This is a genomic window from Fulvivirga lutea (assembly GCF_017068455.1).
In the GTDB taxonomy this organism is placed as follows: Bacteria; Bacteroidota; Bacteroidia; order Cytophagales; family Cyclobacteriaceae; genus Fulvivirga; species Fulvivirga lutea.
The window spans coordinates 2,449,959-2,464,025 of record NZ_CP070608.1 but is presented as its reverse complement, the minus strand read 5'-3'; the positions used below and the strand labels follow the sequence as shown (position 1 = coordinate 2,464,025).

Genomic DNA, 14,067 nt, shown 5'->3' with positions numbered 1-14,067 from the left:
TAATAATTTCAGCTTTTATAATATATAATGAATAAACAGCTGTTCGCACTTTTATTTTTAGTTGTATTTACAATTAGTTGTGTACCCGATGAGGAACACAAGAGCATAAGTATAGATGAGAATTTACTGCTTCGCCATGTAGAAATCCTCTCGAATGACTCGCTTGAAGGTAGACTGTTTGGAACAGTAGGACATAAAAAAACACAACATTATATCGCAGAATACTTTGATTCTCTAGGCCTTACACCTGCATTTGATTCGAGCTACTATCAACCATTTTCAATTACCCTTAAAGGAGAAAAAAGAAATTGGCTATTTCCTGTTTCCGATTACGAAGATAGCTCTGTCCAAATACCTGATACAACCATTACTGGTGCTAACATTGTGGCTATAAAAGAAGGACTGACTGAAAAAGCACTATTAATAACAGCACATTACGATCATTTAGGAATGCGTAATGGTGAAATTTATAATGGTGCAGATGATAATGCATCAGGTGTAGCCGCCTTACTCACCATCGCAGAGTATTTCCGAGATAAATCACTGAATCACACACTTATTTTAGCTGCTATAGATGCTGAAGAAATTGAATTAGAAGGTAGTTATTACTTGTCTCTAAATTTTCCAATTGACATCAACAATGTTGTTTTGAACATTAATATGGATATGATCTCAAAGAATGATTCTATGGAGTTGTATGCTGCTGGTACATTCCACTATCCTCACCTGAAGTTGATACTGAATCAATTAAAATCACCAATTAATTTAAAGTTTGGCCACGATGACCCATCGAATAATGAGTTAACTGATTGGACTGACGCCTCTGATCATACCCCATTTCATGATCAAGGCATTCCTTTTATCTATTTTGCCGTGGAAGATCACCCAAATTATCACCAGCCATCAGATACATTTGATAATATCAATCATGACTTTTACATAGAAGCTGTTAAACTAATTATTCAGGCTGTTGAAAGGTTTGATGTTGAGTTGAAGGAAGAAAAGTGAAAACATCTTATTAATTGAATCACACTATTATCGTTTACAGTTCTGTAAGAACGATAAGACATTAATCAGTAACATGCCCTATTTCAATCAATCTTGGCATAAAGGACCGATTTCCCTATTTTAAAGTTTTACAATATTAAAATCATGTGGCTCTTAACTTACAGAAATTGGAGATATAATATTTTAATCCTTTTCTTATTACTTTCTTCTTTTAAGATATCAGCTCAAGAAATAAAAACTTCATATGCTGATTCAACATCCTATTACTCGTTTCATAATGATTACTGGATCAATCTTCATCACTTCCTTTATCAAAAAGCACGAGGTAGTCAGTTAAACAAACTTCAAGAAGATGGGTTAGAGTTCCTTGATATTGGGGAGTCTCGAATTTATAAGTCATTAAACAAAAAAGATCAGCATAAACTGGATTTGGCAATTAAGTACTATACTGAACACCTAATTGAAAAAGATCTTTTAAGAGATTTAGGCGATATTCGAGTTTGGCTACAGAACCAAAAAAATACTATTTTAATACGCGACACACTTTTCTCTGAAGAATACACAAGTATATTAAATAGTGCTTCAGAAGTGTATTCCAAAACCTACTGGCCCATACACAAAGAACATAATCAAAGAGTTCTTCAAAAACATTTAGAGGTCATTAGGTCAATGGAATCACCAGTTATTCCAAAAATGGAAAAGATATCACTAAACAAATGGCCTATGAATGAAAAGGTACGTGTGGACTTAACAGTTTATGCCAACTATGCAGGCGCTTATACTCCATCACGGCCTAAGATGAACATATTTATTTCTACCATTGACCCACGTTCTTTGAGCTTAGGTTTTGTTGAAACCATTTTTCATGAAGGGTCCCATTTATTATTTAATTATGGTGGGCCTTGGCGCGGTGGAATTACTGAAGTTTTTGAATCAGAAAAACCGCAAATAGATTATCCTATTCATTTATGGCATGCAAGTCTGTTTTATTTATGCGGTAAAATTTGTCAGGAAGAATTTATAAAAAGGGGTTTCGACAATTACACAATTACCATGATTGAAAGAAACATTTTTAATCAATATCATTTTGATGATTTCTTTTTTACACTAAATGCCTATTATGATGATAAAATTACTTTTTCAGAAACTATTGCTGATTTACTAAAAAGTATAGCTGAATTAAAAAAGAATTGATGTAATCAAGCTAAAGTATTTAATAGGCTCTTACGATAATTCAATTAACTGTTTGATGTTTCGCACAAACCAGTCAAACCTCTAGTCTTTTGGTTAAAGCAATCGGTAAATCAAACATCTTTTAACTTACTTATTTTCAAATAGTTAAAACAATGTAAAGGTTGTGATGTTGATCTGTAAACTAAATCTAATATTATGCTCTCACAACTTGTTTACGTTAGTAACAGAAAGCCAAATTGTACACAGGAAGAAATAAGTAAAATTCTGGAATCGTGCAAAAAGAATAACCCACCGTTAGATATTACGGGCATACTACTCTATTCTAAGAAAAAATTTATTCAGTTAGTAGAAGGTGAGTCTAAAGTTATAACCGGATTATACGATAAAATTAAAACTGATCCCAGGCACTCTGAAGTTCGAATGATTTCATTAAGCCCAATTAAACAAAAGTCATTTCCGAGTTGGCATATGGGGTCTAAAGAATTACCAAAAGAGAAGGTAAATTTCAATACTGACATTACAAAAGAAGATGAAACGATCTTCAATAATATTCTCGGAGGTAAAGAAGAAAATGGTGAGCGAGTTCTTAACATGCTTAAAAAATTCTTTTAGATAAATAAACATGTAGAAAGCATTATAAAAGGGATGTCGGAAAATTCCCCAACATTCTTTTTAATTAATACTTATTTTAACGCAACTCAAATACCTTCCTCATCATCTTAACCAATTTTTCTTATTCGATAGATTTTAAATCTATTCTCAAAAATCGTCTTAAGTATAAAAATCAAGATTGAAGTCACAATAATAACGAAATTAGTTTGGCTCATATCATCCAATTCACTAGCTTGGAATGAACTATATCCAAAGGCATGTGCCTACTAAAAAGATGTTAGTCAGGTACTTACAAACACTTTCTTATGAAAAATTTCCCTAATGCCTTTGTGATAATATTATACTTTATCCTTTTTGCCTGGATACTGACGTTTATCATTCCCAAAGGGAATTACCAAAGAGAGTTAAATACCGAAACAAACAGAACTACAGTAATTGCCAATTCTTATGAACAAATGGATGCTCCGCATCTTTCTGTTTTTCAAGTGCTGTTGGCAATACCAAAAGGAATTGCCGATCGTGCTGATTTAATAGTTCTCATTTTAATACTGGGAGGATGCTTTTATTTAATAGAAAAAACAGGAGCACTTAACCAGGGTTTAAACCAACTGATAACCGTTTTAAAAGGGAAGGAACTTTTGGCTTTGATTATAATTTGCATCTTGTTTCTTTTTGGTGGGTTTGCAATTGCTATACAGGAAGAAATTATTGCGATGACTCCGGTACTTCTCTTATTTGGACGAACATTGGGATATAATCCATCGGCTATGATCTATTCAAGTTTTGGATCAGCTGTCGTTGGATCAGCATTCAGTCCATTCAATCCATTTGGTGTAATAATCGCTCAGAAAGAAGCAGAAATTGAATTACTTTCCGGCTCAGAATTCAGATTGATTGTTTTTCTAATCGCATCAATTGTTTGGATCATCTATATTGTAAAATATGTTTCTAAGAATCGTGCAGATAAGTCGGTAGCCAATATTGAAGCTGAGAAACTGTCAATTAGGAGTAAATCAATATTGACATTATTAGCCATTACCTTTGGCATAGTTACCTATGGACTTATTCAACTATCCTGGGGCTTTAATGAAATGTCAGCTTGCTTTTTTGCGCTGGCATTAGTTTCTGGATCAATTGCTGGTTTCAGTTTTAACAAGACCACCGAAGTTTATATTGACGGTTTTAAAGAGATGATTTTTGCATGTATCATTATTGGTCTTGCTAACTGTATCTCACTGGTATTAAAAGAAGGATTAATTGTTGACAGTATTATACATGCACTTTTCGCACCATTGAAGAATGTGCCTTCAAATATTTCCGCAGTATTGATGATGATTTCTCATTCTATTCTTCATTTTCCAATTCCAAGTTATTCGGGACAGGCAATTCTCACGATGCCAATTCTTACTCCACTATCAGATTTAATTGGTCTATCCCGGCAAGTAACAGTGCTGGCATATCAATATGGCGCCATTATGATGGATGCAGTTATTCCAACTAATGGAGCTTTAATGGCCATTATTGCACTAGGTGGCATTAAATACAATCAATGGATATCCTTTATTATTAAACCAACACTGCTTATGCTCTGTATTGCCGCTGTTGCTATACTTGTAGCAGTACAAATAGGGTACAATTAAAATGTTTGCATAAACTACATCTCCTCCCTCAATTCAAACACTTTTCGCATCTTATTTATCAACTTCTTAGATTCTCTGAAATTCAAGGTCTGCTGTCCATCGGAATATGCCTCCTCAGGTTTTTCGTGTGTTTCATAGATTACACTAACTCATTGTCCAATTCCAATTGAATTCCTTAGCTTCGCAAGCTCATCGAACTTTATTAAACCTAATTATGAAATTTTATCCAAAACTCAAGTTTTTGTTATTATTAACCTCAATCATTATTTTAAATGGTTGCTCAGACGATGATGAAGTAAGCAACCCTACTGTTACATCAATAACACCATTAACTGGAGAGTTAGGGACTGTGGTAACAATCAACGGAACCAACTTTCCTACTAATAAATCTAATGTGGCTGTATTTGTCGGTGAAGACCAAATGCTTACCGAATCTGTATCGGTAAACAAAATTGAATTCCAAATAATACAACCCGTAGAAACTGGCTTAATCTCTGTCAAAGTATTCGGTAGTGATTTAACTATTGAGACTGGCCAAGAGTTCGAAGTTACCGCAGGAGAATGGACTGAAAAAAGTGCTTTAAACATCCCAATTGATATTTACGACATGTCGTTTATGATTGATGGTAATGTCTATATACACACAACGTATAATGGTGTTGATAATGCAACTTTTTGGAAATATAATTCCGATCAGGACACGTGGTCAGAACTACCCCCTTATGATACACAACTAAGAAGCCACTATTCATATACTTGGGGAACAAAAGATAAAGGATATATCTATTTCATAGAAAGTGACTCAAAAAATCACCTTTTAGAGTATGATCCTATTACCAATGAATGGAATGTTGAGGGTGCTGTCATATTTGACTCACCGTTACTTCCTGAATTTTCATTTTATATATCGTCTTTGGATAAAGCTTTCTTTATCTATCCTGATGGAAGTATCCGATCCTATAATCCAACTACAAGATCATGGGGAACTGAAACAGATTTCCCCCTTAATGAAGTGTCTGCCAATAACAGAAACCTAGCTTCTTCAGATGACAAGAATGGCTATATTATTTTAAATAGTGGAGATATCTGGAAATACTCTTCTGATTCTGACACTTGGGTACAGTTAGAAAATCCCCTGGATTATACAGCAACGAAACGAGCCGAAATCATATATACTTTGAATGGAAATGTATATTTGGGCTTAAGTGAAGCTCTTTATTATTTCAAAGACAATGAATGGTTTAGAAAAAGGGACATCCCCGCAGATAGATTTTGGTCATTAGCAATTTCTGATGGGTCAAATGCATACTGGGGTTATGGCCTAAATGACAGAGATCCTAACAACATTTTTGCAGTTAATGACTGGTATGAATTTGTCGACTAGTTAATCAAACTATACTAAGCAAAGAAGGCCACTATTGTGGCCTTCTCTTTTACATCTCCTCCCTCAACTCAAACACCTTTCTCATCTTATTAATTAGCTTTTCCGATTCTCTGAAATTCAAGGTTTGCTGACCATCCGAATAAGCTTCCTCTGGTTTTTCATGAGTTTCGTAAATTACTCCATCAGCACCGGCCATAATGCAAGCCAATGCAACAGGCTCTACATGATCTCTGATGCCAATGCCATGTGAAGGATCGGCTATTACTGGTAAATGAGACTTTTCTTTAAGTATGGTTATGGCATTAATGTCCATGGTATTTCTACTTGCTTTCTCATAGGTTCTTATTCCACGTTCGCATAGCATTAAATTCTCATTACCTGCCGAAAAGACATATTCAGCTGATGAAAGTAATTCATCGATTGTTCCAGAAATACCTCTTTTTATCAAAACAGGTTTATGAACCTTTCCCAGTTCATCCAACAAATTGAAGTTTTGCGTGTTTCTCGCACCCACCTGGAAGATATCTATATAATCATGCATCTCCTCTATCTGACTTACCTGCATAACCTCCGTAATGATTTTAATGCCTGCTTTTCTAGCAGCATCATACCAAACCTTTAAACCATCAATCCCCAAACCACGGAATGAGTACGGAGAGCTTCTTGGCTTATAAACACCACCACGCATGATCTTCACATTGTTATCCAACAAATGCTGAATAGTCTTCTCAATTTGCTCCTCTCCTTCTATGGAACAAGGGCCTGCCATGATTGCCATCCCTCCTTCTTCAATAACTACTCCATCTCCTAAATCAATAACAGTAGGTTTTACCTTCCACTTCTTAGAAACAAGCTTGTAGTCGTCTGAAACTATATGAACATCCGATATACCTGGCATATGGCCAATATCACGTATATCAAAATCCTTTTTACCTATGCCTACAATATACTCCCCTTTTTGGGTAGCCACTTCAGTAGTCTTGTATTTGAGGCCATTAATCTTGGTTATAATTCGATCTCTTAAATCTTGTTTTATGTTTGGTTCTAGTTGTATGATCATGCTAGTAGTATTTTGTAGTTAGTAATTAGTAGTTAGACGCTGGAATTCCTTCCTTTTTAATTGTTTTCAAAAACTCATTAATATCTGTTTTCAAGTCATGAGATTTCTCTAAGGTCTTAATAAAAGCACTTCCGATTATCGCTCCACTTGCTGATTTACAGGCTTGTTCGAATGTGATATGATTTGATATTCCAAAGCCAATAAGTCTAGGATTTGTCAAGTTCATATTTCCAATTCTTTCGAAATAGTTTACCGCTTCATCGCTGAATTTATCTCTTGCACCTGTGGTGCCAGAAGTGGATACCATGTAAATAAAGGCATCAGTTTGCTGGTCAATTTCTTTGATTCTGCTTTCTGAAGTCTGAGGAGATATCAGAAATACATTTCGTAATCCATGTTGCTCGAAGAGTGCTTTATACTTGGTTTGGTATTCGATCATCGGTAAATCAGGTAAGATTAAGCCATCAACTCCTACCTGCTCACAAGCCTTACAGAAATCTTCTATACCGTATTGAAGGATAGGATTAATATACCCCATCAAGATCACTGGAATAGTAACTGACTTTCTCAAATCTTGTAGCTGCTCAAACAACTTTGATAGAGTCATACCATTCTTCAAAGCCTGATTATTACTCGCTTGGATGGTAGGCCCATCAGCAATAGGGTCGGAAAATGGGATGCCTATTTCCAACATATCAGCACCTGATTGTTGGAGGCTTTGTGCCACAGTTATCGTATCGTTGAGATTAGGAAATCCGGCAGTGTAATACACTGATAAGATGTCCTTTCCTTTATCCTTAAATAGTTTATTTATTCTGTTCATTAGTTAGTTCAATGTTTAAAGTTGAATGTTCAAACCTGTCACATTGAGCTTGTCGAAATGTGTCTAGGTTTCGACAGGCTCAACCTGACACTAATACATCCCCCAATTAATGTAAGTCTCCAAATCTTTATCTCCACGGCCTGAGAGGTTTATTACAACCACATCGTCCTTATTTAATTTTATCTTTTCTAATGAAGCCAACGCGTGAGCAGTTTCTATTGCAGGAATAATTCCTTCCAATCTACTCAGTCGCACTCCTGCTTCCATGGCTTCCTGATCTGTTACACTTTCAAACTGTACTCGACCAGTTTCAAACAAGTGTGCGTGAATTGGTCCTATTCCAGGATAATCTAACCCTGCCGAAATAGAATATGGTTCAACCACTTGTCCATCAGCTGTTTGCATAAGAAGTGTTTTACTTCCGTGCAATACGCCAGGTTTTCCCAGTACAGTAGTAGCAGCCGACTCTCCGGTATCATTACCCTTGCCAGCTGCCTCCACTGCTACTAGATTTACTGCTTCATCTTCCAGAAAATGGTAAAAAGCTCCTGCTGCATTGCTTCCTCCACCTACACAGGCCATCACATAATCGGGCAGCTCTTTCCCTTCTTGTTCTTTTAATTGTTTTCTTATCTCCTCACTAATCACAGACTGAAAGCGAGTGACCATATCAGGGTATGGATGTGGACCTACTACAGATCCGATAATATAGTGTGTATCCTCAGGGTGGCCAATCCAGTGCCTCATTGCCTCATTGGTAGCATCTTTCAGCGTTCTACTACCTGAAGTTGCTGGTACAACTTGCGCACCTAAAAGTTTCATGCGCTCTACATTAGGTTTCTGACGTGTCATATCCACTTCACCCATATAGACAATGCATTCTAAGCCCATCAGTGCGCAGACAGTAGCTGTAGCCACTCCGTGCTGCCCCGCTCCTGTTTCAGCTATAATCTTATGCTTTCTTAATTTCTTAGCCAGGATAATCTGCCCAATAGTATTGTTAATCTTATGCGCACCGGTATGGCATAAGTCCTCACGCTTTAAATAGATTTTAGCGCCATACTTCTCTGATAACCTTGAAGCAAAATATAATGGCGTAGGCCTTCCCACATATTGCTTCAATAGATCCTGAAACTCATCTTGAAAATCAGCATCGCCAATAATATCCAAATATTTAGTTCTTAGCTCCTCTACGTTTGGATACAACATTTCCGGAATGAAGGCACCGCCAAAATTCCCATAGTATCCATTCTCGTCTACTTGATATTTCAATGTATTCATTGAATTGCTGTTTTTAATTCTTTTAATTTTTCTAAATCCTTCAGCCCTGGTGATATCTCAAACTTGCTATTCACATCAATTGCAAATGGCTTGTTTACCGATCTTGATACTTCACCAACATTCTCCAGGCCTATTCCACCGCTTAAAATGTAGGGTTTTTTCAATCTCAGCTGATCGATAGTAGTCCAGTCAAAGGCTACACCATTACCACCATGCTTATCCAATTTTGTATCGAATAGATAGAAATCAATGAATTCGGCATAGCTATCCAACACTTCCTGATTCAATGGTTTATTACCTGCAAACACTTTTATGATCTTTGAATCCACAGCTTTTAACTCCACGCAATAGTCCACCGACTCATCGCCATGCAATTGCAGATAATCCAGCTGATATTTCTGTTTCAAACTCATTACTTCTTCTATCGATTGGTTCACGAACACACCCACCTTTTTAGCTCTAATCCCTTTAGGCATTAAATAATCTTCTCCTACAAATCGGGGTGATTTAGGGTAAAATATGAAACCCATAAAATCAGGATCTACACCTTCAACCTCATCTACATTATCACGTAGACCACACACCTTCAATTTGATAGATTGATCAAGCATATTGCTTCTTTTCTAATTGACTTAATTGTTCTATAAATCGTGCACAAGACTTCTCAGGACGGCTGCTTGTCATAAACCTTTCCCCAATCAAAAAACCTTCAAATCCTTCCTGTTTTAACTCCAGAATAATCTCCGGATCACTTATTCCACTTTCGGAAACCTTTACAAACTCATTCGGAATAGCATGAGCTAATGACTTTGAAGCTTCAATAGATACTTCAAATGACTTAAGATCGCGATTATTCACTCCCACCAAATCAATGAATTCATTTAGTGATGCATCAAGCTCCTGTTGGTTATGCACTTCAAGTAAAGTCTCTAACCCTAAAGACTTAGCAAACTCTGCGAACTGTTTGATTTGCTTGCTTTCTAATGCAGCAGCGATAAGCAATATAGCATCTGCACCAATAGATTTCGTTTCAAGGATTTGATATTCGTCAACCACGAAATCCTTTCTTAAAATTGGGCAGAAATTAAACTTACGTGCTGTCGTTAAATCTTCATTCTTGCCTCCAAAATAATTCTGATCTGTCAATACTGATAATGCCGAAGCTCCTGCTTGCATGTAGCCTATAGAAGTTCTTTCTACAGATACATGGGCATTAATCATTCCTTTAGAGGGTGACTTGCGCTTGATTTCAGCAATTATCCCAGACTTATCCTCTCTCTGGATGTACTTCCTTAGTGAAACTGATTTAGAGCCATAGTAAATGCTCTGCTCTAACAACTTCTCTGGAAATAGCGATCGCTTTTCAGCTACTTCTTTATGCTTATGTGCGATAATTTCTTCTAGTATATTCATCTCTTAGTTCGTTGGTACTGTGATATTTTTATTTATTAAATTTTTAAATGCGTTTAGTGCTTTCCCTGACCTTAGTGATTCGTCTGCTTTTGCTATGGCATCAGCAATAGAAAGGTTTTCATCAGCACAATGCAGGGCCAAACCGGCATTGGCTACTACAACATTATGCTGAGCTTCTGTAGCCTCACACTTCAATACTTGTTCAAATATTTTGGCTGATGATTCAATAGTTTCTCCTCCATAGATATCAGAAGGATTTAATTGATTTAATCCTAAATCTGCTGGAGTTAGTAGTTGCTCGCCAGCATTGGAAATCATCTTGAATCCTCCAGTGAGAGATATTTCATCATACCCATCCAGTGCATGAAGGATTAGAAAACGCTTGTCTGTTTTCTGATATAAATAGCCATACAGCCTAGCAAGTTCGAGGCTAAAAACACCTACTAACTGCTTCTTTGGAAAAGAAGGATTCACCATTGGCCCAAGCATATTAAAGAAGGTTTTTACTCCTAAATTCTTTCTAATCGGTGCTACATTCTTCATGGCTGGGTGAAATAATGGCGCATGCAAAAAGCAAATGTTGGCTTCTTCAAGACTCCTTTTCAACTTCCCCTCGTCATTGGTGAATTCATATCCGAAATAATTCATCAAGTTACTCGAGCCACATACAGACGAAACACCATTATTACCATGTTTGGCAACCGCCTGTCCGGCACCTGCTACTACAAATGAACTCAGTGTAGAGATATTGAAGGTGTTTCGTCCATCACCTCCGGTCCCGCAAAGATCAATAGCATCATACTCCTGAATCTCAACAGGCAAGCATAATTCCAGCATCGCATCTCTGAAGCCTGTAAGTTCTTCTACAGTGATGCTTCGCATCATATACACAGTGAGAAAAGCTGCTACCTGACTTTGGTTGAATTTACCTCCTGCAAGATCTACAAGCACTTGCCGGGCTGTTTCCTTATCCAGTGTTTCGTGATTGAATAGTTTATATAGTATTTCTTTCATGTCTTTATATTTAGCCGATTCTAATTCCCCTCTCGGGAGGGGTTAGGGGTGGGTCTTAATCACTTCATACCCACCCCTTGCCCCTCCAAGGAGGGGATTCTCTTTTGCAAGCCAATTCTCAATAATCTTCATCCCTCCTTCTGTTAGTATTGATTCTGGATGAAACTGAAGTCCTTTTACATCAAATTGTTCATGAGAGAGGCCCATAACTAATCCACTTTTATCTTTAGCCGTGATCTTAAGTGGACTAGATATTGAATCCTCTTTTACTGCCCATGAGTGATAATGACCAATCTTAAATGACGCAGGCATTCCATCGAAAATTTCATCAAAATGCTCAACAAGCTCTCCTTCAATGCCATGCAGTACTTCTTTCATGTTATATAGTTCGGCACCATATACTTCTGCAATAGCCTGATGCCCTAAACAAATACCTAAGATTGATTTTGTTGCACCATACTTTTCAATTAACGCCTTCATAATACCTGCCTCGTCAGGAATTCCAGGGCCTGGTGAAAGCAGTATTTTATCAAATTGATCAACCTCCTCTAATGAGATTTTATCATTTCTTACAACTGTCAGAGCCTCACCATAACCTAGCTCTCGGACACCATGCACAAGATTGTAGACAAATGAATCGTAATTATCGAGTACTAAAATCTTCATCTGTTTATCTCCTCCGCTAGTTTAATGGCATTGCGCAATGCTGCCAGTTTGTTATCAACTTCTTTCAACTCACTCTCAGGGCTGGATTTGGCCACAACCCCGGCTCCTGCCTGATAGTGCAATTGGTTATTTTTACTTAAAAATGACCTAATCATAATAGCATGATTATAATCTCCATTGAAACCCATAAAGCCAATGGCACCAGCATAGTAGTTTCTACTAGTCTGCTCATATTGATCAATCAGCTCCATGGCTTTGTACTTTGGTGCTCCTGAAAGCGTGCCTGCCGGAAAGGTGTCGGCTACTAATTGCAACGAAGAACCATGTCCGTTTAACTGTCCTGTTACTTTTGATACCAGGTGTATTACATGCGAGTAGTATTGCACCTCCTTGTAAACCTCAACATTTACATTCTTCGAGCTTCTACTCAAATCATTTCTAGCTAGGTCAACAAGCATGATGTGCTCAGCATTTTCCTTTTCATCTTCTGATAATTTCTTCGCTAATTCTGCATCAGCAGCATCATCTCCTGTTCTTCTGAATGTACCTGCTATTGGAAATATCGATGCTCTGTCGCCTTTGATCAGAATTTGTGATTCAGGGCTAGAGCCAAATAACTTGAAGCTTCCATAATCGAAATAGAATAAATAAGGCGATGGATTAATGGATCTTAGGGCACGATACACATTAAACTCATCGCCTTGGAAGGTGGACATAAATCTCCTTGATAAGACTATTTGAAACACATCGCCTCTATGGCAGTGGTCAACTCCTTTTTGAAGTATTTCTAAAAACTGCTCGTCATTATAAACTGACGACTCTTCTCCCTGAATCTTGAATTCGAATTGCGGATCAGCATGTCTGTTGATCAATGAAACCAATTCTTCTATCTTATTCTCCTGACCTTCAGTAGTATGTTCGAACACATACATCTCATTTTTGAAGTGATCTACAACAATGACAAATCGATAGACCCTGTAGAGTAAATCAGGTATTTCGCTATTCTCATTTTTTAAATCCAGGTCTTCGAAGTGCTGAATGACATTGTAAGCCATATAACCGAAAAGGCCATTCGTGCTGAATTTGAAATTATTGTCGGCTACCTGAAATGAATTCTTAAATGACTCAAGTTCGGTTACCAGTTGACCCTCCTCAATAGATTTTATCTGTTCTGTATTGCCTGGAAGTTGCTGGTGGAGCATTTTTCCTTTTGCTTTTATCTCAGCAAGTGGCTCACAACAGATGTAAGAGAAGCTATTTTCATTGCCGTGATAGTCTGAGCTTTCAAGTAGAATGCTGTCGGCATATTTATCTCTAAGTCGCAGATAGATACTAACCGGTGTTAGTGTATCAGCAAGTAGTTTTTTATGTATGGTATTTAATTTTATTTTCATTTTTCAGTTCATAGGAATAAAAAAAGGCCTTGTGAGTGAACACAAGGCCTTTATCTTTTAGACATACTTCTTGCGTTCAATCCCCATTGATTTTAAAATACCACCACCAGTTGTTAAATGTCTTGTTCATATTTTTAGTCATAAAAAAAGCTCACTGTTGGAACAGCGAGCTTTAAGTTTTGTTTTATGTTTTTATACAATAACGCTGTTCCCTTTCTATTTAGAAAAGTACCACCAAGCGTTATATGTAAAATTTTTCTTCATTGATTCTCAAATATAGATTTGGTTTTCAAATAAAAAAATGATTCCTAGAAAATTTTACAATTTCTTTTTCATTCTACTTTTTTAGACTATTCCTTCTTTTTAGTCGCGGCTTTTTTAGCTGCAGGTTTTTTAGTTGCAGCTGCTTTTTTAGGTTCGGCCTTTTTCTCTGCTTTAGGCTTTGCCTCTGCTGGGCGATTTACAGACTTCTTGTTTTTCGATCTCTGTCGAGTAACACCATAAGACCCCATCGATATTTTACCCTTTTTCGTCTTTTTATCTCCTTTTCCCATAATATTTATTTTTTCTATTGAACC

14 protein-coding genes and 1 pseudogene are annotated in these 14,067 nt (G+C 36.8%); 5 read left to right on the top strand and 10 right to left on the bottom strand.

The features are described 5' to 3' along the window. Positions 1-27 precede the first annotated feature (27 nt). The 4 genes from JR347_RS11130 to JR347_RS11115 all read left to right on the top strand — a co-directional run bounded on the left by JR347_RS11130 (position 28) and on the right by JR347_RS11115 (position 4,454). Entirely contained in the window at positions 28-1,008 is a 981-nt protein-coding gene (locus JR347_RS11130) for a M28 family peptidase (protein ID WP_205720679.1), read from the top strand. Positions 1,009-1,152: 144 nt separating this feature from the next. Next, complete coding sequence (locus JR347_RS11125; RefSeq protein ID WP_205720678.1) at positions 1,153-2,202, top strand: hypothetical protein; 1,050 nt, start codon at positions 1,153-1,155, stop codon at positions 2,200-2,202. A gap of 195 nt (positions 2,203-2,397) precedes the next feature. Continuing rightward, positions 2,398-2,814, top strand: a complete 417-nt coding sequence (locus JR347_RS11120) for a BLUF domain-containing protein (protein WP_205720676.1) — start codon at positions 2,398-2,400, stop codon at positions 2,812-2,814. Between the two features lie 305 nt (positions 2,815-3,119). Further along, on the top strand, positions 3,120-4,454 hold the full coding sequence (locus JR347_RS11115; RefSeq protein ID WP_205720675.1) for a YfcC family protein: 1,335 nt from the start codon (positions 3,120-3,122) through the stop codon (positions 4,452-4,454). Between the two features lie 14 nt (positions 4,455-4,468). Here JR347_RS11115 and JR347_RS18380 read toward each other — a convergent pair. Beyond that, a pseudogene (locus tag JR347_RS18380) lies at positions 4,469-4,597 on the bottom strand (3-deoxy-7-phosphoheptulonate synthase); the annotation flags it as partial. A 71-nt stretch (positions 4,598-4,668) separates the two neighbouring features. Here JR347_RS18380 and JR347_RS11110 point away from each other — a divergent pair. Beyond that, the gene (locus JR347_RS11110) at positions 4,669-5,838 is read left to right on the top strand and encodes an IPT/TIG domain-containing protein (RefSeq protein ID WP_205720674.1); all 1,170 of its coding nucleotides are present in this window, start codon (positions 4,669-4,671) and stop codon (positions 5,836-5,838) included. 49 nt (positions 5,839-5,887) lie between these two features. On the opposite strand, the gene aroF is transcribed toward JR347_RS11110, so the two are convergent. From aroF to JR347_RS11065, 9 genes are all read right to left on the bottom strand, one after another. After that, entirely contained in the window at positions 5,888-6,898 is a 1,011-nt protein-coding gene (gene aroF, locus JR347_RS11105; protein ID WP_205720673.1) for a 3-deoxy-7-phosphoheptulonate synthase, read from the bottom strand. Between the two features lie 25 nt (positions 6,899-6,923). Continuing rightward, the gene (gene trpA / locus JR347_RS11100) at positions 6,924-7,721 is read right to left on the bottom strand and encodes a tryptophan synthase subunit alpha (RefSeq protein WP_205720672.1); all 798 of its coding nucleotides are present in this window, start codon (positions 7,719-7,721) and stop codon (positions 6,924-6,926) included. 90 nt (positions 7,722-7,811) lie between these two features. Next, positions 7,812-9,002 (bottom strand): tryptophan synthase subunit beta, encoded by a 1,191-nt coding sequence (gene trpB / locus JR347_RS11095; protein WP_205720671.1) that lies wholly within the window; start codon positions 9,000-9,002, stop codon positions 7,812-7,814. Next, positions 8,999-9,613 carry a phosphoribosylanthranilate isomerase gene (locus JR347_RS11090; RefSeq protein ID WP_235689639.1) on the bottom strand — a complete coding sequence of 205 codons (615 nt, stop codon included), beginning with the start codon at positions 9,611-9,613 and terminating at the stop codon, positions 8,999-9,001. Before JR347_RS11090 ends, trpB begins: the two co-directional genes overlap by 4 nt. Further along, positions 9,606-10,415, bottom strand: coding sequence for an indole-3-glycerol phosphate synthase TrpC (gene trpC, locus JR347_RS11085; RefSeq protein ID WP_205720670.1), 810 nt, complete (start codon positions 10,413-10,415; stop codon positions 9,606-9,608). The genes JR347_RS11090 and trpC overlap by 8 nt, the downstream gene beginning before the upstream one ends. 3 nt (positions 10,416-10,418) lie before the next feature. Then, entirely contained in the window at positions 10,419-11,429 is a 1,011-nt protein-coding gene (trpD, locus tag JR347_RS11080) for an anthranilate phosphoribosyltransferase (protein WP_205720669.1), read from the bottom strand. A gap of 42 nt (positions 11,430-11,471) precedes the next feature. Next, on the bottom strand, positions 11,472-12,095 hold the full coding sequence (locus JR347_RS11075) for an anthranilate synthase component II (protein WP_205720668.1): 624 nt from the start codon (positions 12,093-12,095) through the stop codon (positions 11,472-11,474). Beyond that, complete coding sequence (locus tag JR347_RS11070; RefSeq protein ID WP_205720667.1) at positions 12,092-13,489, bottom strand: anthranilate synthase component I family protein; 1,398 nt, start codon at positions 13,487-13,489, stop codon at positions 12,092-12,094. Before JR347_RS11070 ends, JR347_RS11075 begins: the two co-directional genes overlap by 4 nt. A gap of 350 nt (positions 13,490-13,839) precedes the next feature. Then, positions 13,840-14,043 carry a 30S ribosomal protein THX gene (locus JR347_RS11065; protein ID WP_205720666.1) on the bottom strand — a complete coding sequence of 68 codons (204 nt, stop codon included), beginning with the start codon at positions 14,041-14,043 and terminating at the stop codon, positions 13,840-13,842. Positions 14,044-14,067 lie beyond the last annotated feature (24 nt).

Coding starts and splice junctions, on each gene's coding strand:
- trpA (WP_205720672.1), bottom strand. CDS start 7,721: ATGAACAGAATAAATAAACTATTTAAGGATAAAGGAAAGGACATCTTA.
- JR347_RS11090 (WP_235689639.1), bottom strand. CDS start 9,613: ATGCTTGATCAATCTATCAAATTGAAGGTGTGTGGTCTACGTGATAAT.
- JR347_RS11130 (WP_205720679.1), top strand. CDS start 28: ATGAATAAACAGCTGTTCGCACTTTTATTTTTAGTTGTATTTACAATT.
- JR347_RS11110 (WP_205720674.1), top strand. CDS start 4,669: ATGAAATTTTATCCAAAACTCAAGTTTTTGTTATTATTAACCTCAATC.
- aroF (WP_205720673.1), bottom strand. CDS start 6,898: ATGATCATACAACTAGAACCAAACATAAAACAAGATTTAAGAGATCGA.
- trpD (WP_205720669.1), bottom strand. CDS start 11,429: ATGAAAGAAATACTATATAAACTATTCAATCACGAAACACTGGATAAG.
- JR347_RS11065 (WP_205720666.1), bottom strand. CDS start 14,043: ATGGGAAAAGGAGATAAAAAGACGAAAAAGGGTAAAATATCGATGGGG.
- JR347_RS11070 (WP_205720667.1), bottom strand. CDS start 13,489: ATGAAAATAAAATTAAATACCATACATAAAAAACTACTTGCTGATACA.
- trpB (WP_205720671.1), bottom strand. CDS start 9,002: ATGAATACATTGAAATATCAAGTAGACGAGAATGGATACTATGGGAAT.
- trpC (WP_205720670.1), bottom strand. CDS start 10,415: ATGAATATACTAGAAGAAATTATCGCACATAAGCATAAAGAAGTAGCT.
- JR347_RS11075 (WP_205720668.1), bottom strand. CDS start 12,095: ATGAAGATTTTAGTACTCGATAATTACGATTCATTTGTCTACAATCTT.
- JR347_RS11115 (WP_205720675.1), top strand. CDS start 3,120: ATGAAAAATTTCCCTAATGCCTTTGTGATAATATTATACTTTATCCTT.
- JR347_RS11120 (WP_205720676.1), top strand. CDS start 2,398: ATGCTCTCACAACTTGTTTACGTTAGTAACAGAAAGCCAAATTGTACA.
- JR347_RS11125 (WP_205720678.1), top strand. CDS start 1,153: ATGTGGCTCTTAACTTACAGAAATTGGAGATATAATATTTTAATCCTT.